Here is a 21,227-nt window from a genome sequence, read left to right on the forward strand (position 1 = left end):
TCTGTGTAAAACCCTTCTCTTTTTAACGCCTCCAATCGTCCACAAAAAATAATGCCCCATACACTAACATATGAACATATTGTTTGTTAAATTTGTTATAAACCAATTACTCAATTGATATACAGCGCCATAATACCAATTGGGTGTCTCATTTAAATCAATTATCATGAAAAAGTTTGGAATTACCTTAATTATTGTGGGTATTGCTCTTTTTATTACAAGTAACTTCTTTTACAAAAAAACTGTTAATGCTGTAGATAGCTCTGGCAGTAGCACAATTGTAACAGGCCCTAAAGGCAGCTGGACATTTAAGCTACCGGTTTTTTGGGGAGGTGCCTTATTTGCTATCGGTTTGGTGTTTTATGCGGCATCGCGTACAAATAACCAAAGCCATGATCACCATGCTATATAACAGCAATAAGCTGTTTTATGGATGATGAACGGTTAGTCTTGCAGAATGTAAAAAGGGGAAAACCGGACAAAATCAATTCAAATCAGTGATATTAAACCACAGCTTTTACATATATCACCTGCTTGGTTTCAAAAAACTCTTCACTGAAATGATCTGTCAGGTGATATTGTTGCACTTTTAGGCCCGATTCTTTGATCTCTTGGTCAAGGTCGCCCCCCTTAAGGTATAGGATACCATTGGGTAACGTATTGCCAGATTGCTTTTTGAATTTGGTACGTACCCATGGATAAAAATCTTTCAACTGGGTTACAGCACGCGATACCACAAAATCAAACTTTTCGTCAATCTGCTCTGCACGGGCATGCGTTGCTTCTACATTGGTTAAGCCTAAAGCTTTGGCAACTTCCTGCACTACTTTTATCTTTTTACCAATAGAATCAACCAAATGAAACTGTGTTTTTGGGAATAATATAGCCAGTGGAATGCCCGGAAACCCACCTCCTGTACCTACATCAAGCACAGTTTCGCCAGGTAAAAAAGACATTATTTTGGCTATACCCAGGGAGTGTAATACATGGCGCTCATATAACAGATCAATATCTTTACGTGATATTACGTTGATCTGGCTGTTCCATAAATTATATAATTCTGGCAGCTGCTCCACCTGGGAACGTTGCTGATCTGTCAGATCTGGAAAATATTTAAAAACGATATCAGATGTCATCCCTGTTAAAACGGTTTATGATGTTGCCCAATAAATACCTCGCCCTAAATAATTGTGCCTTAACGGTACCTAATGGTAAATCAAGCTGCTGGGCTATTTCCTCGTAGGATAATTCGTCAAAATAACGTAAAGTGATTAAGTTACGGTAACGTGGTGGCAAGCTTTCTATGAGTAATTTAAGTTCCTGGGTTTGTTGTTTTTTGATAGATGTTTCTTCCGGATTTAATACATCTGCCTTTATTTGCAGCGGTTTTTCGTCGCCATCCTCGTCTGTCATCCCGTGGATAGATTGTGTATTAAGCTTTTTCTTTCGGATAAAATCTATGCAATTATTAGTGGCTACCCTAAAAAGCCAGGTGCTAAACGCATAATCCGGCTGGTATTTCTCCAGTTTTTCAAATGCTTTGGCAAAGGTTTCAACGGTTAGGTCCATGGCGTCTTCTTTGTTATTCACCATTTTTAACACCATAAAATAGATAGAATCTTTATAACGGTGCATCAAATCGGCATACGCTTTTTGGTCGCCTGTACGCGCCCTCACCACAAGGTGAAAATCATTTTTAGCGTTCTCGGTAAAATTCGCGTTTATTTCCATTGGGTGGTTTTAAAAAAGGCCCCAACTAAGCCAAATACATTTAAATACATATAATATACTATGTCAAAAAATGGCAAATACCAAATAAGATCTTTACCATCTAACTTTTTAAATACCTTACTATATATGATCAACTGCACAATCAACCTAAAAATGAACAACCCCAATGCCAATAAGGGCTCAAACTTTAAAACCAGGCAAAGTACGAGCAACAGGTAAAACAAAAACCCGCTCACGGCATCAAAGCTAAGCATTTGGCGGTGCTTATTCTTGTATAATTTACCCACACCTGCATGCCTTTTCTTTTGCCTGTACCATGATGATAACGTAGTTTTTGCACTGGTATAAGTAAAGGTTTCCGGATGAATTTCTATTATCGTATTATCAGCGGTGGCATGTTGATTTACAAACAGGTCATCGTCACCAGATATTACATGCATGTGCGATGCAAAACCCTTAGCGCTAAAAAACAACGATTTTGTATAAGCCAGGTTACGGCCGATACCCATATACGGATCGCCGTTTAAAGCACATGACAAATAGTTCATGCCGGTTTTAACGGTTTCGAAACGGGTAAACCTGTTTAAAAAATTGCTGGTTTTATAATAGGGCGAATATCCCAAAACTATCTCCGCGCCGGTGCTAAAATTAGCAGCCATACGGGTTATCCAGTTTACCGAAGCCGGTTTACAATCGGCGTCAGTGAATATTAAATATTCGTTTTTTGATGCCTTTATCCCCAGCGTAAGGGCAAATTTCTTCCCGGTTTTAAACCGGTCATGCTCGGTAATGGTAACCACTTTAAGGTGTGGATACTGGCGCTGCATATCTTCCAGTACCTCATTCGATGCATCATATGAGCAATCATTTATCACCACAACTTCAAAATCGGGATAGTTTTGCGCTAATATAGATGGGAGATTTTCCTGCAGATTTTGCGCTTCGTTACGCGCGCTAATTACTACAGAAACAGGAATGAGCACTTTGGGCAATTCCTCCAGGGGATGATAGCCGGCAAGGCGACTGTGGTTGCTAACCAGATAGTACAGCTGAACAATAAAACAAAGCTGAAAAAGCAGAAAGAGTATGTCTTGTATATAAGTTTCCAATGAACAGTAATAATCAGCAAAGTTGTTAAAATTACACGAATTTAAAGACCTTAATTGGCGTAAATTTAAGATTTAGAGGACATAGCATAAGGTATTTTTCCACACTTTTAGGATGAAGGGGATTTGTGTGGATAACGCTTCACTCAGATAGATTGTAACCAAAATAAAATTAAGCGTCTACCACAACAGATTTTAGCTTGTTTTTAAATACAAAACGCCAATAGAATCCGGGGGGCACTGAAAGAAAAATGACGTTTTAAAAGGTTTGTCATCCTGAGGAACGAAGGATCTATTCGCAGACTGTACAGGTCGAAGAAGCATGCCGAATAACAGATCCTTCACTGCGTTCAGGATGACAAAAAGTTTCTTTGCGAACACGTCATAGGTAAGCATGAAGCAGTCCCAGCCTCGCAAAGAAGCATTGCAAATCCGATCTACATAGTTGGGATTATTAATGTTGTGTTTTGATTTTATAGGTATTAATGAGTTCCCCCGCGGTCGGTTGTGTTTTCTTACCTCGTATAACAGTCGGTTTATTTATTTTCAGACAGCCTCTGAGATGCATCACCGATATCCTCCTTTTAAACACCCCTGAAATATTCAGAAATCCCACCTGGTTATATAGGTTTTCTCAGCTAAAAAGCCCCTCAAACAAAAGCCTTTTTAACCCTGCTTTCCTTTTAGCAAATACTTGAACTTGCGTAACGAAATCACTCCCAATATCGGGGTTATAAACAAATCATTCAAAGGGCTCAGGCATTGTCTGGTCTGTTGAGTATTGTTTTTAGCAGCAGGTATTCGTAAGCATTTTCGACACAACAATTAATATAATCAATAAACCATATCTATTTTAAAATCAAATTTAACCTACAATTTTATGTCAAACACAAAAATCGATCTTACTCCGCGCGACCTGGCTAAAGGCACAACTTTCGCGCTATCATCCAATGAGTGGTTATCAATACAGGTATTTGTTACCGGTGCCATGTTATTGCCAACTACCACGGCGCTATTGCAGAAAACCCTGCCTGGCGTACCATCCGGTGGAATTGAACAATTTGAGCCTCTGGTTAATGGGTACAAAAGTCTATATGATATTTGCGATAAATTCGACACCGTTACCAAACCCGACAGCGTGAAGTGCGCTTCAGATTTGATTGCTTACAATGTTTCAGTCCCGATATTTTACCGGGCTATTTTGGCATTGCTGTTAAAAATTGAGGCAAACCCAGCAGATACCGTATCAATTAATCAGCTTAAACAAACGTTGCAGGTAATGATCAACAAAGCGCAGGCTTTTTCAACCCATGCTACCAATGTTGCAACGGCGATGCAAAAATTTTCTTTAGATACATCAGTTAATGAAGCTGCTATTGGAACATTGTTTAAAACTTATAGCGACAAGATATCAGGAACAAGCGGAACAATTAAAACGATGCAAGCCCAACTGGCACAGGATAAGGCTGATCTTTCTGACGCGGAAGACGAATATAAGCATGACGTTATTGTAGCTGCCACATCAGCAAGCTACGCCTGGATTTGGCCATGTGGCACAGTTGCCGCAGGCATTGTGGCTGGAATTTATGGCAAAAAAGCAACCGAGGCAAAAGCAAGAATAGAGGCGCTTGGCGAATTGGTGAACAACCTTGAGGCTAAAATTGCCGCCGACGCCACACTTGTGCTTGACTTGACCCGCATTAATTCCGATATCACCGGCATTACCAAAAAAATAGATGGCGCCCTTCCCGCCATTCAGAAAATACAAGGTATGTGGAATGCGCTGAAGGATGACCTTTCCAGCATCCTGACCACTATTAATGGCGAAATTGCAGATATGCCATCATTTATTGCAGGCCTCGGAATTGAGGAGGCTATTGTATTATGGCAAAAAGTAGCTGATGAGGCTAATGATTATCGCATTAACGCCTATATTACTATTGTACCCAACCCAACAGTGGCTATCCAAGCTACAAATGAACTTAAAATAGCGCTGGACCGGAAAAACAGGGTGAGTGTACACCAACCCGAGCGTGTGTTAGCATAATAAAGAACAAGAAGCCTCATAAATACAGGCCGGGTGAAACATCCGACCTGTAAACGTTAACCTACACTTCACTTTTTAATTCCCTCAAAATGGCAATTTCAGTAAATGACAAAAAAGACTGGGCCGATTATTATAAAAACGCCCAGAATACCTCCAATAAAATACCATGCACCACCGCTACGATACCCTTTAATGGTCAGCTTATTTTCCGCGACCTGGTTGTGGATATGGATGAAGTATTGGCAACTGCGGATAAGCACAAATCGGCTATTGTATACATCATTGCGGATATTGTAAAGATGCCCACTGCAGATATTCAGCTCTTTAACCGTGGGATATTTATCATCAGCCGCAGGCTGGTTTGCGGTTCATCCGTGGTTACCATGGATTTCAAATCAAATAATGCTGCAACTTTTATGCTGTTTGCCACAGAAATTAGCGGCGAACTAAAAATAAACACCTGCGGCCCACAGGAAGAATCAAAGAAATTTGCCTTGACAGATTTTCCGGGCTTAGGTATTCATGTTAAACATGTGGATTTTAAAACCGAATTGGTTAACCTAAACTCAGAGCACCTTAAACTTATTACAAATAATCCGGTGCATCCCTTACCCGGGGTAGAGCTACAGCTCACGCTTTCCTCTCTTTACCAGTTTAGTACACGACTGGTAGATTCAGAACCGGCTGCGGCAAGGGCTATACTTGGCTGGGTTAAGGCTGCATCCCAAAATAATGTTGTACTTGCAGATCTTTATTATCAAAGTTCGGCCTTGTTGGGTGAACTTACTCTTGAAGCAAGTAATTTAAATTTTGTACCACTGCTTAGTCCGGTCATTTACGAAACAGTTGCAGGAGCCTATTTAGCCGCTGTTGGTAATTATGAAACCCAATACAATCTGATAACCAGGGATTCAACCAGCAAAGCCGATCAGATAAAGGCTGGGAATCAAATGCTTACTTATTTTAATAATACCGCTGCATTTACAGATAGTTTGATAGCGCAGGCTGTATCAAATCTTGATGCCGCAACAAATGCCTATGGGCAGGCGCAAGCCAATATGACCTTCACAAGCCTAACCTGTATGCGGGCTGCCACCGATTTCGAGATCGGCGTGGCGATATGGAAGCAGGACCAGGCATTAAAAGCCGCTTTTGAGATTTGTATGGCCGTTGGCACTTTTGCAGCATCTATAGGTGCTATGTGTGTTGGCGATGCAGCGGCTGCGGGTGCGGCCGCCGGCGCGGTAGCCAAAGCTGGAGCAGCCGCCAGCGCCGCCGCAGATTCCGCAACAACCGTATCAAAATTTGCAACAGCAATAGGTAACCTATCCAAGGCTATGTCAAAACTCGAAAACATAGCCAAAATGCTGCAGAACACTTTTAAATTCATGAATGCCCTCAGGGATGCTGCTAAAAAAATGGACTATACCAAGGCTGTTACAGATTTTGAGATACCGGATGCCGGCGACATTTCGGGCCAGGCTGAGTGGGATATTTTTCGCTTACAGGTGGATGATATGATGAAGGGCGCAGAAAGTGAAAACATTGCCGGCGCGGCAGACTACAGGCAACAGCTGGATATCTTATCTATATACGGAAAAGCGCAATCAACCGCGCAGGCTACTATGGTACAGGTAACGCAGGAGTTGGCAAGGCTATACATGCAAAAAAAGGTGAGCATAAATATGATCAACTCCTATAAAGATTACCTTAAAGCGCTTGAAGGAGATATCGCAATAGATAAAAACACCCTGCATAACGTTTATGTATTGCAAATGAATATGAAAACCTATATGTACATGGCCATCAGGAATTATACCCGGGCTTATAAATACTGGGCCATGAGTAAATCCTTAGTCACTCCATCAATTTTAAAATCAGCAGCGGAGCTTACAGAAGATGTGGCCACGATGAAAACCGATTATGCTGATGCCTTGAAAAAATTTGAACCAAAGCCACAGGATTTTGAAATATCAGACGAAGGTTTCAGTGTAAATATTACCGATCCGGATGCAATTAAGGCGTTTATCGAAGACGGACAAATTACTGTACTTGTTGACAAGGATACCGAGGTGTTTCAGGACTTGGAACGGGTTAGGATAACTAAAGTACGGGCATGGATACATGGCATCAACGTTACTAAAATGCTTAAAGTAAGCATCCGCACTTCTGGTATATATGCCGATGAGTACCAAAAAGAGAAATATAATTTTAGCAGCAACCCTACAAAACTGACATTCGCGTACCATAATGAGGATGGCAAAATCATCATAGATACCGAAGGCGCCATAACCGAAGAACTAAAAGCCGCTTACTTTAAGCCCACTCCTTTTACAGAATGGACTATCGCAGTAGATAAAAAGGTACCCCGGAACCAGGTGAACAAAATAACGCTGTCATTTGCAGGCTCTGCCATATTTACAAAATCCTGGAAAAAAAATCACCTAAAAACATGGGAACTACAGGAAGATCATTGATAGCGTTTAATATGGGCGCGTTGTTTACCATACCCAAAACGGATATGGACGCCATTAAAGCACGTGTAAAAACCTGCAAGCAGGGAGCAGCTATTGAGGACACCATCAAGCAGCACCTTCCTCATTTTTCTGACGCACTTGCTGCCGCTTACCTCTGGGACCTTAATATTGCCCCGCAAATGAAGGAGCAATGTAATTTACTGATGGGGTATGCCGCAAAAGCCAGGACTGATTTTTCGGCACTGGATATTGCGGTACAGCAATTAATTAACAATCAGCAGGATATAACACTTACAGTGCAGCAACAGGCAACAGTAGTGGTAGCAGCTTTAAATAAATCAACCCAGGCTCTTTCTGCTTCTTTTATCAATATTGTAAATCAGATCCAGGTCTTTAATAAAGCCAACCAAGAACTTGATAGTGATATTGCCGGTAGTGAATTTGGTTTTATGAAAGAAATAACCGCAAGCATAGCAGTGCTTGACCATGCCACCGGAAGTATCCGGGGGGCATGGTCGGCACTTGCCGATGATCTGGAAGCCATTGCAAAAACAAGCCCGGTTGATTTTACTTTCCCCTTCATAGCAGGCTTAAACCTCTCTACGGCCATAGCAGCATGGGATAAGCTTCAAACAGAGTGCGATGCATTCTTGAGATCACAATAAACGGTTATCAAGCCAGGGAAATCGCTTTTAAAAAGGAGGCACCTACAGAGCCAAAAACGAGACATTTTTTTCGCTATAAACACGTAACTCCGCTGGAGTTGAAAATGGGTTCTGTATCATTGACTCCGTAGGAATCACGTGTTTATAGCACAATAAAACCAAAAGCCGGGCTCCGTAGGTGCCTCATGTTTGCTTTTAATTTAAAAACTAATCAAATGGTTATCAATTTATTAAAATCGATTTCATGTTACAAAGCTGAATGCCGCTAAACTCGAAAAACTTTACGTATTACAACCACATTTCACTTTCACAAACCAATTCAATCTACAAAATCATGGCCTCAATTAACTATGCTAATCCCATGCAGGGAAAACTATTTTCACTGGCACAAGGCAAAGGCAGTTTAAGTGGTTTTTTTCAGGATGCTGTTATCATTTGGCGGCCCAGGCCTGGTTATATACCGCCCGTAGAACGGGTAGATCTCAGGATAGATAGGATTACAGATATTATCAGCAATAATATAATTCGCGATTGTATCCAATGGTCGTTTATCAAGCTAACTGATAATAAATTTATGCTAACCTGCAATAGCCCGCGAACAGGCAAAACCCATGTAATGACTTGTAGCGAGTACCGGAACATTTGCCAAACAGTTAAAGTAAATAACTTTGATCTTCCTGTTAATACGGAAGATGTGAACCGGGGTAATCAGTTCACTTTAACCTATGTAGAACAGAGTCCCTGCTTTTTTTATTTAAAAAATGCTGATAATTTGTACCTGGCCACTACCACAGAATCGGTTCAGATACTTGGGCTAAACGTTGGCATATTAACCTTTTTTACCGAAGATCAAAAAAATAACCCCGCTATCAACGCCAATTGCGTTTGGTTCATCGATACAGTTATTGACAAGCTTCGCCAGAAGGATGGTGAGATTATTTATATTGACGATGAGGATGTTAAACGGCCTGTTTCGTTTGCCGACATATCTAAAAAAGTGAACAAAACTATTGACATAGCTTTCCTCAATGCATTGATGGGAAGATGAGCTGACATAGATCTGTGAGTCGTTGCTGAGTATCGCACAGAGGCCTTCGCCCACTATTTTTTTTGATTTTTTTAATGTAGAGACGCATAATTGCGTCTCCCGCCTGCAAATCGACCTTGCAAATCGCATATGCAAATCGACTTGCAAATCCTGATTGTCCTGCGGTAGACGCAATTATGCATCTCTACAAAATTGGCGTTTAAAATTATGCCATTACTGTTTTTTTCAGCTTGCTGGTGCTCACTCACAATAACATAAGGCATAAAACATTAAAGTATATTGATAATAAACCACTTACAACAACACCATTAAATGATACAAAGACAGCCCGACTAAAAGGAGCTCATTAATGCCTATAAAAGCGGATGTCATAACCTACTGGTTTTCTTTTAAATGCGATTCCCTGAATGTTCAGCTTATTGATTCCGCAAAATTTAGATCTTTTGAATCTTTTTTCCCTCCGTCTCCTTTGGAGAGGGCCCGGATGAGCCTTTTTTTGTTAATTTTGCCCCTTCGAAATGAAATTTAAATTAACAACACAAGATCCGCTTTCAAAAGCCCGCGCAGGTGAAATTACTACAGATCACGGCACCATACAAACCCCTATATTTATGCCTGTTGGTACAGCCGGCACAGTAAAAGCAGTACACCAACGGGAGCTTAAAAGTGATATAGAGGCGCAAATCATCTTAGGAAACACCTATCATTTATATTTAAGACCAGGCCTCAACACGCTGGAAAGCGCCGGTGGCCTGCACAAATTTAACGGTTGGGAGGGTCCTATTTTAACAGATAGCGGCGGTTACCAGGTATATTCTTTAACCGAAGTACGCAAGATAAAGGAGGAAGGTGTTATTTTCCGATCGCATATTGATGGCTCAAAACACCTGTTTACACCAGAGAATGTGATGGATATCCAGCGCATTATTGGGGCCGATATTATCATGGCTTTTGATGAGTGCACCCCCTATCCATGCGATTATAACTACGCGCGCCGTTCTATAGAAATGACCCATCGCTGGCTTAAACGCTGCTGCGACAGGTTTGATAGCACCGAGCCAAAATACGGTTATAACCAAACGCTTTTCCCTATTGTACAGGGGTCTGTTTATAAGGATTTGCGTATGAAATCGGCAGAAGCTATCGCTTCTTTAGAGCGTGAAGGCAATGCCATAGGCGGACTTTCTGTAGGCGAACCGGCCGAAGAAATGTACGCCATGACAGAGATTGTGTGCAATATTTTGCCAGAACAAAAGCCTCGTTATTTAATGGGCGTAGGCACTCCTATTAATCTATTAGAAAATATAGCGTTAGGAATTGACATGTTTGACTGCGTAATGCCTACCCGTAACGCCCGTAATGGAATGCTTTTTACAAAAAACGGCATCATTAATATCAAGAACGAAAAGTGGAAAAACGACTTTTCGGCTATTGAAGATGATAGTGAATTGTTTGCAGATAGGGACTATAGCAAGGCTTATTTACGCCATTTAATCCACTCCGGCGAGATGCTGGGAGCGCAAATTGCCACCCTTCACAACCTCCATTTTTATATTTGGCTGGTAAAAGAAGCCCGTAAAAAGATCATTTCCGGTGAGTTTTATGCATGGAAAAACATGATGGTTGGCCGCCTGGGGCAACGATTATAATACTCCTGCAATCAAATAAATAAAGGATATAAGCGTTGCTTACATAATATAAACCGTGGCTTTAAAAAACAAATAATCTGCCGATGAGGACTTTTATACACCGGTACCTGATGGTTATCGACAGGTTTATCATTAAAAAATACCTGGGCACTTTTGCATTCACAATGGCAATTTTTGCAGTGATATCCGTTGTGTTTGATGTATCAGAAAAGCTGGATAATTTCACCAATAAACATGCAACTTTACATGATATTGTATTTAGGTATTATGCCGGTTTTATTCCTTTTTATCTCAATTTACTGTCGCCGCTAATCAACTTTTTAGCGGTAATTTTCTTTACGGCCAAGATGGCCAACCAGACAGAAATCGTACCTATTTTAAGTGGCAAAGCAAGTTTTAACCGATTTTTAAGACCCTATTTTATAGCTGCCTCTTTAATATTCGTCGTTTCTTTTTTCGCCAATGTGTACCTCATACCCTATACAAATCGCTTAAAAAACGACTTTGAAAACGCCAATGGCATAACAGATAATGACCCAACCAAGAGCCAGGTACACATGCAAATTGATAAGCACACCTTTGTTTACCTGTCAAATTACGACCCCACAAACCACACAGGTTATACTTTTATCATGGAGAAATTCAATGGTGATACCCTCCGCGAGAAGCTAATTGCCCAACAGGTAACCTATGATTCCGTGAAAAGAATATGGTCATTAAAGGATTATTCAGTAAAATATGTGAGGGGCTTAAAGGAGCAATTCATCCATAATCTGGGCCAAAAAGACACGGTTTTGGATATGCATCCAAGCGACTTTATTGTGTATGATAACGTGTATGCAGCCATGTCATTAAAGGACCTGAACAAGAATATTGACAAGGAAAAACTACGCCGGCCAGAGGTTTTAAACAACCTTTATTATGAAAAATTTCACCGTTTTGTGTACCCTTTGTCTGCCTATGTTTTAACTATTTTGGGGGTAGCATTGTCTTCCCGCAAGGTGCGCGGAGGCGTCGGCTTACCCTTGGGGATAGGTATTTTGCTTTGTTTTACGTATATAATTTTAGAGAAATTTTCTATTGTATTCTCTATAAAAGGCGGTGTACCGCCCCTGCTAACGGTAATGATTCCTAATACCATATTTGGTATACTCGGCTATTATTTACTTCTAAAAGCACCAAAATAATGGCTCAAAATCCCTCAAATACCTTAAATAAAAACCTGATTATACTACATTTTACGGTGTTTATTTGGGGATTTACGGGTATTTTAGGTCAATTAATCACCATTTCTGCCGTGCAATTGGTGTGGTATAGGGTCCTTATTGCCTTTGTTTCGTTGTTTTTATACTTCAGATTCAGCAAAACCGACTTTAAAGTTGACCGTAAAACATTGCTAAAAATGCTTTTTACAGGTGCACTTGTAGGCGGTCACTGGATTCTTTTCTTTGCTTCTATCAAGCTTTCAACTGTTCCGGTAGCGTTAGTTTGTTTATCCAGCATCACCTTATTTACGGCAATATTTGAGCCCATCATCAACAAAACAAAGATCTCTAAACTGGAGATCCTGGCCGGATTATTAATCATCAGTGGCATTGTTTTAATTTTTAAATTCGAAACACAATACACTAAGGGTATTATAGCCGGCCTGATAAGCGCAGTTTGCGCCAGCCTTTTTTCTATTATTAATTCCAGGTTTGTACAGAAAAGTGAAGCCCCTATCATTGCCTTTTATGAACTAAGCGGTGCGTTTTTATGGATATCCACATACCTTTTTGCAACCCATGGATATAACGAAAAACTCATATTAAAGCCTGCCGACATTGGTTACCTGGTACTACTTGGAACTGTATGTACATCCCTTGCCTACGTTGCCGGAGTATCTGTAATGCGCGAACTTTCGGCCTTCCGTGTAGCGCTCATCACTAACCTTGAACCCGTATACGGCATCATCATGGCTTTTATTTTCTTTGGCGATATGAACAAAATGTCGGTTGGTTTCTGGGTAGGATCTGTCCTCATTCTATCTACAATTTTCCTGTATCCTGTTGCGCGTAAACAAATTTCCAAGCGCAAAAACCGGGCTTAATATTCTTCATTTTTTCTATACTCTCTTCCTGTCGTAGATTTATCTTACCATTTTCCGGTGATGGTAATTTCCCTTTATCTCATTAAATCTACCCACCGTTTCATTTGTCTATATTAAATTAAGTGCTGGATAGGGGATAAAACCCCACCTCAAAACAAACCGTTTTTAAGCCCTGTAAGCCACTTTAAATTTTAAAGGTGTTCCGATAGTTTCCCGCGCATTCGCGCCCAACAGAGCCAAAATTCATTTTTTAGTTAGTGTATCAAATTAACATTTTCATAAACCAGGTTAAAATACCGAACACTCTCTTAAATCTGATTTATTTTGAATAAAAAAAATCAAAAACTCAATTTATATAACAATTTTATTTACCTAAAAATCTGATATTTATAAAGATTACCAAAAGTAAAAATCAAACAAAACTGAGCTAACTAAAAATGCAAAAAACTAAAAAAATTAGCACAATTAAATAAACATAAAAATATACCCATATAAATCACTATAAATCAGATAAATACAAGCTATTAATTAATGCATAAATACATTTAGGCAATCTTCATGAGCAGTCAACTCAAAGTGTATCGAATTAAAAAATGAGAATTGTAATTAAATGGCGGCAACCATCGCCTTTGTATACAGGACCAAAAAAATGAGTGAAAAAATTTGATTCTCACAAAAGCAAATCCCCACATTTTTCAGCCTCAAAAACTATTCTCGAAAAAAAACATGGCATCCTGATTTTTATAATTGGGTTTTAAAAATCAAATGATTTTACTTTTCAAATTTTTCGCGTCAGCATCATTTCCGCAAGTCTGGCAGCTGGTTTGATGAAAGGTTATTGATTTAGGAAATCGGGAAATTATAACGGGAAGAATCCACATCCGCTGCCATGATTTTTATCAATCATTTTCAAAAGCAATCTGCCCTCTTTTTTGGGGCTTACAAATACTTCCATCAAAATGTATTTTTAATAAACATTTAAAAACCTCATCTTGTATCAACTGTTAAATCAAATCACCATGAGCATAAAAACCATCACCATAATCGTCATTACAATTTTGCTTACCGCAGCACTCGCCCAAAATACCGACGAGGTTACGTTTGCATTTTTATTCATGAATTTCAGAGTCTCCAAACTTGCCCTCATGATCACGATGACCGTGATCGGTTTTATTTTAGGCTTTATGGTAGGCCGGCCCAAAAAGCCAAAATTTGATATTGGCGGCTATCATGATAGCATTCAAAAAAAGGAAGACAATAATACACTAAGTGACGAAGACAGAGACTACATCAGCTAACACTATGGAAAAGAAAATCGGATTTATCGGCCTTGGCAACATGGGCATCAACATGGCCAAAAACCTCATTAGCGAAGGCTACCATTTACAAGTTTATAACCGCACCCTTTCAAAAGCCGACGAGCTCGACCCAAGCCACATCACCAAATGCCCAACCCCTGCCGATGCCGCCGTTGGTGTACCTTTTGTTGTGAGCATGCTATCAGAAGATGAGATCCTGCGAGAATCGGTTACAGGCGACAACGGAATTTTAAAAACGCTACAGCCAAATGCTGTGCACATATCCATGAGCACTATCTCGCCAGAGCTGGCTGTGGAGTTAGCTACAGCGCACCAAAAAGCAGGCAGCCATTACCTGGCCTCCCCTGTGTTTGGCAGGCCCGAGGCCGCCGCCGCTAAGAAACTTTTCATCTGCGTTTCCGGTCCGCAGCAAATAAAAGATTTAGCCAAACCAGTGCTTGAATGCCTGGGCCAAGCCATTCATGATTTTGGTGAAGAAACAGGCGCTGCCAACGTGGTGAAAATAACCGGCAACTTCATGATCATGGCTTCCATGGAAATGATGGCAGAGGCTTACACCCTTGCAGAAAAAAGTGGGCTGGACCGCGTACAGGTAGCCAACTTTTTTGGCTCGACTTTATTCAATGCGCCCATCTATCAAAACTACGGAAAGCTAATTGCCAACAAGCAATACGAACCGGTTGGTTTCAAAGCCAAATTAGGCTATAAGGACGCGCGCCTTGCATTTAAACTATCGCAGGTGAGTGAAACACCCTTACCACTCGTGAATGCCGTACACAGCCGCTTATTAAGCGCCGTTGCAAAGGGAATGGGTGACAGGGACTGGGTGGAAGGTTTTGGCAGAGGGGTGAGTGAAGACGCAGGAGTTTGATTTCGGATTTGAGATGTTCTATTTCGGATTTATTTTAATTTGATAAATCATCGTTTAGGGAACGAAGAATTTTTTCAGAAGCTGTACAGTTCAGCGATTAAATCCTTCGTTCCACCAGGCGATAAAAAAATCCGAAATCGAAATTCCGACATTCGAAATTATAAGTAGAAAACCTCGTTCTCCCCTTCCAAAAATTCAAGGTCGGGAGTGTGGTCGAAAATTCCAAACACTGATGCTCCGCTCCCGCTCATGCTGGCGTAGATAGCACCGGCCTGGTACAGGGCTGCTTTAACCCCGCGGATTTCTACATGGTTTTTGAATACCGATGTTTCAAAATCATTTTTGATATGCTTTTTCCATTCGGTTATCGGCTCGGTGATGAGCTCCAGTAAAGAGTCTTTTACCGGGGTAGGTTTTATGCCGCCGAAAGCTTCAGAAGTAGAGATATGAATATCGGGCATTACCAACACAATTTTGTAGGCCGACAGATCGAGCTTTATCGTTTCAAACTCATCCCCTCTTTCAAAAGCGAAGACAGGTTTATTTTCAATGAAGAAAGCGCAGTCGGCACCAAGGCGGCGCGCGTAGTCTGTCATATCATCGATGGAGATACCGAGTTTAAATTCTTCGTTCATCAGCCTGATAAAAAAAGCAGCGTCGGCAGAGCCTCCGCCCAGGCCCGCGCCTATCGGAATGTTTTTGTGCAGGTGGATGTTTACAGGCGGGAGGTCAAAATCTTTTTTTAGCAAATGATAACCTTTAACGCAAAGGTTATCCTCCTCCGTCCCCGGTATGTCAAGTCCCGATGAAGTAAAGCTCAGCTTATCGCTCGCCACCACTTCCAATGCATCTTTTAAATTGATGGGATAAAAAATGGTTTCCAGATTATGATAACCATCAGGGCGGCGTTCGGTAATGTTGAGGCCAATGTTTATTTTTGCGTTCGGAAAAATGATCATGTGTTATAGTGAGTAGTTGCTTGAGTTAAATTGAGTGAGTGGTTAACAAGGCACAAAGTTACCATGTTCCCGGCGATTAAGAATAATTAACAAAATTGTATTTTTGCACAAATTAGGATACTTAAGACAGATTAATTTTCTTTGCTTTTTGAAAATGTTCGTTGGTTCGCTTGTTGAATAGTTTAATGGTCATTGATTTTCAACTCAATCAACCGCTCTCCTAATCAACCATTCACCCAATCAACAATTCACTTAATCAACCCAACAAAATGAAACAGTATCTCGATTTGATGAGACATGTATTGGAAACCGGCGCGCAAAAGCACGACAGGACAGGAACCGGTACCGTAAGTGTGTTTGGCTACCAGATGCGTTTCGACCTGAAAGATGGGTTCCCGATGGTGACCACAAAAAAGCTGCACCTCAAATCTATCATCCACGAGCTGATATGGTTTTTAAGCGGCGATACCAACATCCGCTATCTGAAAGAAAATGGTGTACGCATCTGGGATGAGTGGGCTGATGCCGAAGGCAACCTTGGCCCGGTGTATGGTTACCAATGGCGCTCATGGCCAAAACCAGATGGAGGGCACATTGACCAGATAACCCAGGTGGTTAACCAGATCAAAAACAACCCCGACTCGCGCCGCATGATTGTATCGGCCTGGAACGTTGCCGATGTAAACGAGATGGCCCTGCCACCCTGCCATAGCTTGTTTCAGTTTTATGTGGAGCCGGCCAACCCGGCAAAGGGAGAAACCAAAGGCAAATTATCTTGTCAGCTTTATCAGCGCAGTGCCGATATATTTTTGGGGGTACCTTTCAATATCGCATCCTACGCGCTGCTCACAATGATGATGGCCCAGGTTTGCGATCTGGATTATGGCGATTTTATTCACACCTTTGGCGATGCCCATCTTTACAATAACCACATGGAGCAAACCCGACTGCAATTAAGCCGCGAGCCTCGCCCGCTGCCTACCATGAAAATCAATCCGGAGGTTAAAGATATCTTCGCGTTTAAGTTTGAAGATTTCACTTTGGAAAATTATGAACCCTGGCCGCATATTAAAGCAGCTGTGGCTGTCTGAACCAGAGATTTTCCGAAGAATCAAAATTTCACTAATCTTACAAAACAAACACCACCCGTCATTGCGAGTGATAAAACCCGGGGTACTCTGAAGGAGAGATGACGTTAAAAAGGTTTGTCATCCTGAGGATCGAAGGATCTATTTGCAAACTGTACAGGACGAAGAAGCATGCTGGAGAGTAGATCCTTCGTTCCTCAGGATGACAAAAGGGGCTTTAGCAAAACCGTCATTGCTTCGTGCCTCGCAATGACGGTTTATGAATATTTTACAGCCTGAATTCAAAAAATTCATTAATTCGATGAATTCCGGTTCAGACAACTTAAAAACAATGACAACATCAATAATAGTGGCAACTGCCAAAAACCACGCCATCGGCAAAGACAATAAATTACTCTGGTACCTGCCCAATGACCTTAAGCACTTTAAAGATGTTACCAGCGGGCATACGGTAATCATGGGGCGCAAAACTTTTGACTCTGTGGGTAAACCCTTACCAAGGCGCCGCAATATTGTGATTACAAGACAAGCTATCACCATTGAGGGTTGCGAGGTAGTAAGCACCATTGAGGACGCTTTAGCGCTTTGCGCAGATGAAGCAGAAGTTTTTATTGTTGGCGGTGCCGAGATTTACAGACAGGCCTTACTTCTCACCAATCGCATTTATCTAACACTCATTGATCAGGATTTTGATGGCGACACCTTTTTTCCTGAATTAAACCCAGAGGAGTGGAAAGAAACAGAGCGAGAAAATTTTGAACCTGATGAAAAAAACAAGTACAGCTATTCGTTCATTACGCTTGAACGCAGCTAACATTTTTTGTCATCAATTTGTTTTAATTTAAAATTTTCTCCTTGCGAAATTTTATTAGATTTGCCGTCTTATTAAAAATAGCTTATAAACTAATTAATTACATATTACAAATTCGATGCAAGGTAAAGGGGTTATTAAATTTTTCGCCATTCTGCTGGCAGTTGTATGCTTATACCAACTGTCTTTTACATGGGTGGCCCAAAAAGTTGAGAGTGATGCCAAGGCATACGCAAAGGGAAGCACAGATAAAGAAAAGGCTTACCTGGACTCAATGTCTACACAACCGGTATATCCGTTATTAAAACACACTTATGCTTACGTAAAGCAAAGGGAACTTGCACTGGGTCTCGACCTTAAAGGTGGTATGAACGTTACCATGCAAATTCAGCTTGATGAGTTAGTGAAGAAAATCTCTAACAACAATCCGGATGTTGTGTTCAACCAGGCTTTAGCAAATGCCGACAAATTACAGGCTGATGCAAAAACCAGTCAGAAAGATTACATCGCGTTATTTGTAAGTGAGTATGAGAAACTAAATCCGGATGGTAAACTGGCCGCTATCTTTTCAACAAAAGATAACCAGGATCACTTAAAGTTCAACGCCTCAAACAGCGAAGTTGAATCTTACTTGAAAGATTTGGCCAACACTGCGGTAAAACAATCGTTCACCGTTTTAAACACCCGTATCAACCAGTTTGGTGTAACCCAGCCTAACATTCAGTTAGAGGCAAGTTCAAACCGTATCCTGGTTGAGCTTCCTGGTGTTAAAGAACCAGAACGCGTTCGTAAGTTATTGTCAGGATCAGCCAAACTGGAATTTTATCAAACTTTTGATAACAGCGAAGCTTACCAATATCTTGGTAGTATTGACAACCTGTTTGCTGCTAAAAACAAAACAGCAAAAACAGATTCGTCAAAAACGACTGCCGCTGCTACTCCTGCCAAAACTGATACTGCTGCTAAGGCCGGATCATTATTGAGCAAGGTTCAAAAAAATGCAGAAAAAGATACTTCGGCTGCAGCTTTAAGCAGCAAAGCACAACAGGCATCATTACACCCGTTGTTCGCTGTATTAGAACCAAACATTGGTCGCGACCAAAGTGGTCAGCCGCAATTAGGCCAGGGCCCGGTTGTTGGTTATGCCGCATTAAAAGATACTGCTAAAGTTAATTCATACCTGCACAGTGCAATTGTAAAATCAATTATACCGCGCAATATGAAATTCCTTTGGGATGTAAAACCTTTAAAAGATGCCAAGGTTAAAGCATTTGCATTATACGCCATTAAATTGAGCGGTGCCGAAAACGGCCCTGTACTTTCTGGTGATGTAATTACCGATGCCCGCGCAGACGTAAATCAAAAAGGCAGCCCTGAGGTTGTGATGATCATGAACTCAGAAGGTGCTCAAAAATGGCGTACAGTTACTGCCGAGGCAGCAGCTGCAACCAACAAAAGAGCTATCGCTATTGTTCTTGATGATAACGTATACTCTGCTCCTAACGTTCAAAACGAAATTTCTGGTGGTGTATCTTCAATTGAAGGAAGCTTTACCCAGGAAGATACAAGGGATTTAGCTAACGTGTTAAAGGCTGGTCGTTTACCTGCTCCTGCGCATATCGTGTCTGAAGAAATTGTAGGTCCATCCTTAGGAAAAGAAGCCATTAGCGACAGTTTACTGTCATGCGTGCTGGGTTTAGTAGTAGTGCTTATCTTTATGATCGCTTACTACAACCGTGCAGGTACAGTTGCTGTGGTTGCCGTTGTTATCAACATATTCTTTTTAATGGGCGTACTTACCAGCTTAGGTGCTGTACTTACAGTTCCTGGTGTTGCGGGTATCGTGCTTACGCTGGGTATTGCGGTTGATGCCAACGTATTGGTATATGAGCGCGTACGTGAAGAGCTTGCTTTAGGTAAATCATTAAAGATAGCCGTAGCCGATGGTTTTAAACACGCGCTGCCATCCATCCTCGATTCACAGATCAGTACTTTCTTAACTGGTTTGATCCTGTTCATCTTCGGATCTGGACCGATTCAAGGTTTTGCAACTACGTTGATGATCGGTATCATAACTTCATTGTTCTGTTCATTGCTTATCTCAAGGGTTATTTTTGAGTGGATGCTTGATAAAGGATGGGATATCAAATTCAGCAACCCATGGAGTTCACATACATTTAAAAATGCACACTACGCGTTCGTAAAAAACCGTTTTAAGTTTTACATTTTCTCTGGTTTGTTTATCACTGCCGGTATAATATCAATTGTAGTACGCGGCTTTAGTTACGGTGTTGACTTTGAAGGTGGTCGTAACTATATCGTTAAGTTCCCTAACACAACAGTAACTACCGAAGCCATTCACAATGCTATTGATGCCACTTTAGGTCGTGGTACCGAGGTTAAAACATTGGGGGCCGATAAAATCAGCATTACTACCAACTACCTGATCAAAGAGAATACTACCGCGGCTGATGCCAAGGTAAGAACTACTCTTATTGAAGCTTTGGGTACTAAAGCAGAAACCAAAATTGCCGATAGTGATATTTTAGGTGGTGCGAAAGTAAGTGCCACTATTGCAGATGAGTTAAAGACTTCGGCAGTATATACGGTATTGATCGCCATATTAGTAATTTCGGCATACATCTTTATCCGCTTCCGTAAATGGCAATTCAGTTTGGGAGCGATGATTGCAACGGCGCATGATGCGTTATTGGTATTATCATTCTTCTCTTTATTTAACGGCATATTACCATTCTCGTTAGATATCGACCAGGCGTTCATTGCGGCTATCTTAACCGTTATCGGTTACTCTATCAATGATACTGTGGTAGTGTTTGACAGGATTCGTGAGTTCCTTGAACTGCACCATTCAAAAGATGACAAGCAGGAAGAAGTTATCAACCAGGCTATCAACAGTACATTAAGCCGTACCATTATCACAGCTTTAACCGTGATATTTGTATTGATCATATTGTTCATATTTGGTGGTGATGTAATCAAGGGCTTCTCGTTCGCGTTATTGATCGGTGTTATTTTCGGTACATATTCGTCTATCTGTGTGGCAACACCGGTGATAGTTGACTTTGGAAAAAAAGACCTCAAATAAAAATAATCTAAATTATTAAAAGGCTCCAAAGAACATTTGGGGCCTTTTTTGTTTTACAGGTGCATTGCCCGGGAGGCTCCAAAGAAAAGAGCAAAGCCGTTTTGGCAGGTTGTTAAGAGTCTCAAAATCACCGACAGACAGGGTTGCTGATAGATAACAATAAGGTATAATTGCATTGTAAAATAAAACAACAAACACTGCCATCGGCATAGGTATTGTGCTATGGTATACGAGTGGAGACGCTTGCTTGCGTTTCCAGTA

Annotated in this window: 17 protein-coding genes; 13 read left to right on the forward strand and 4 right to left on the reverse strand. The window is 41.0% G+C overall.

Annotated features, from left to right (window positions below; genetic code table 11):
- Positions 1–166 precede the first annotated feature (166 nt).
- Positions 167–412 (forward strand): hypothetical protein, encoded by a 246-nt coding sequence (locus AC1D0K_RS21375; protein WP_295713134.1) that lies wholly within the window; start codon positions 167–169, stop codon positions 410–412.
- A gap of 91 nt (positions 413–503) precedes the next feature.
- Here the strand turns inward: AC1D0K_RS21375 and rsmG are convergent, their stop codons facing one another.
- The 3 genes from rsmG to AC1D0K_RS21390 are packed head-to-tail and all read right to left on the reverse strand — an operon-like array spanning position 504 to position 2,840.
- Positions 504–1,136 (reverse strand): 16S rRNA (guanine(527)-N(7))-methyltransferase RsmG, encoded by a 633-nt coding sequence (gene rsmG / locus AC1D0K_RS21380; RefSeq protein ID WP_295713136.1) that lies wholly within the window; start codon positions 1,134–1,136, stop codon positions 504–506.
- Positions 1,126–1,731, reverse strand: a complete 606-nt coding sequence (locus AC1D0K_RS21385) for an RNA polymerase sigma factor (protein ID WP_295713138.1) — start codon at positions 1,729–1,731, stop codon at positions 1,126–1,128. Before AC1D0K_RS21385 ends, rsmG begins: the two co-directional genes overlap by 11 nt.
- A complete protein-coding gene (locus tag AC1D0K_RS21390; RefSeq protein WP_477399043.1) occupies positions 1,722–2,840 on the reverse strand; it encodes a glycosyltransferase in 1,119 nt (372 codons plus the stop codon). The genes AC1D0K_RS21385 and AC1D0K_RS21390 overlap by 10 nt, the downstream gene beginning before the upstream one ends.
- Before the next feature lie 877 nt (positions 2,841–3,717).
- On the opposite strand from AC1D0K_RS21390, the gene AC1D0K_RS21395 reads away from it, so the two are divergent.
- The 9 genes from AC1D0K_RS21395 to AC1D0K_RS21435 all read left to right on the forward strand — a co-directional run bounded on the left by AC1D0K_RS21395 (position 3,718) and on the right by AC1D0K_RS21435 (position 15,002).
- A complete protein-coding gene (locus AC1D0K_RS21395) occupies positions 3,718–4,884 on the forward strand; it encodes an alpha-xenorhabdolysin family binary toxin subunit A (RefSeq protein ID WP_477443114.1) in 1,167 nt (388 codons plus the stop codon).
- Between the two features lie 89 nt (positions 4,885–4,973).
- The gene (locus tag AC1D0K_RS21400) at positions 4,974–7,361 is read left to right on the forward strand and encodes a hypothetical protein (protein ID WP_477399064.1); all 2,388 of its coding nucleotides are present in this window, start codon (positions 4,974–4,976) and stop codon (positions 7,359–7,361) included.
- Positions 7,337–8,026, forward strand: a complete 690-nt coding sequence (locus AC1D0K_RS21405; protein WP_477399066.1) for a hypothetical protein — start codon at positions 7,337–7,339, stop codon at positions 8,024–8,026. Before AC1D0K_RS21400 ends, AC1D0K_RS21405 begins: the two co-directional genes overlap by 25 nt.
- A 334-nt stretch (positions 8,027–8,360) precedes the next feature.
- Positions 8,361–9,074, forward strand: a complete 714-nt coding sequence (locus tag AC1D0K_RS21410; protein ID WP_477399068.1) for a hypothetical protein — start codon at positions 8,361–8,363, stop codon at positions 9,072–9,074.
- Positions 9,075–9,592: 518 nt separating this feature from the next.
- A complete protein-coding gene (gene tgt, locus AC1D0K_RS21415) occupies positions 9,593–10,723 on the forward strand; it encodes a tRNA guanosine(34) transglycosylase Tgt (protein ID WP_477399070.1) in 1,131 nt (376 codons plus the stop codon).
- 83 nt (positions 10,724–10,806) lie between these two features.
- Positions 10,807–11,910 carry an LptF/LptG family permease gene (locus AC1D0K_RS21420; RefSeq protein WP_295716582.1) on the forward strand — a complete coding sequence of 368 codons (1,104 nt, stop codon included), beginning with the start codon at positions 10,807–10,809 and terminating at the stop codon, positions 11,908–11,910.
- Positions 11,910–12,812, forward strand: a complete 903-nt coding sequence (locus AC1D0K_RS21425; protein ID WP_477399072.1) for a DMT family transporter — start codon at positions 11,910–11,912, stop codon at positions 12,810–12,812. Before AC1D0K_RS21420 ends, AC1D0K_RS21425 begins: the two co-directional genes overlap by 1 nt.
- Positions 12,813–13,831: 1,019 nt before the next feature.
- Entirely contained in the window at positions 13,832–14,110 is a 279-nt protein-coding gene (locus AC1D0K_RS21430; RefSeq protein ID WP_295716585.1) for a LapA family protein, read from the forward strand.
- A 4-nt stretch (positions 14,111–14,114) separates the two neighbouring features.
- Positions 14,115–15,002: an NAD(P)-dependent oxidoreductase gene (locus tag AC1D0K_RS21435; RefSeq protein ID WP_477399615.1), complete on the forward strand. Its 888-nt coding sequence runs from the start codon at positions 14,115–14,117 to the stop codon at positions 15,000–15,002.
- 158 nt (positions 15,003–15,160) lie between these two features.
- On the opposite strand, the gene ispE is transcribed toward AC1D0K_RS21435, so the two are convergent.
- Positions 15,161–15,961 (reverse strand): 4-(cytidine 5'-diphospho)-2-C-methyl-D-erythritol kinase, encoded by an 801-nt coding sequence (gene ispE / locus AC1D0K_RS21440; RefSeq protein ID WP_477399613.1) that lies wholly within the window; start codon positions 15,959–15,961, stop codon positions 15,161–15,163.
- Between the two features lie 269 nt (positions 15,962–16,230).
- Between ispE and AC1D0K_RS21445 the strand changes: the two genes are divergently transcribed.
- The 3 genes from AC1D0K_RS21445 to secDF all read left to right on the forward strand — a co-directional run bounded on the left by AC1D0K_RS21445 (position 16,231) and on the right by secDF (position 20,966).
- Entirely contained in the window at positions 16,231–17,052 is an 822-nt protein-coding gene (locus AC1D0K_RS21445; protein ID WP_477399611.1) for a thymidylate synthase, read from the forward strand.
- A 328-nt stretch (positions 17,053–17,380) separates the two neighbouring features.
- Positions 17,381–17,863, forward strand: a complete 483-nt coding sequence (locus AC1D0K_RS21450) for a dihydrofolate reductase (protein ID WP_477443421.1) — start codon at positions 17,381–17,383, stop codon at positions 17,861–17,863.
- A gap of 115 nt (positions 17,864–17,978) precedes the next feature.
- Complete coding sequence (secDF, locus tag AC1D0K_RS21455) at positions 17,979–20,966, forward strand: protein translocase subunit SecDF (RefSeq protein ID WP_477443423.1); 2,988 nt, start codon at positions 17,979–17,981, stop codon at positions 20,964–20,966.
- Positions 20,967–21,227: the final 261 nt, after the last annotated feature.

The organism is Mucilaginibacter sp. P1_A3, from assembly GCF_056406855.1.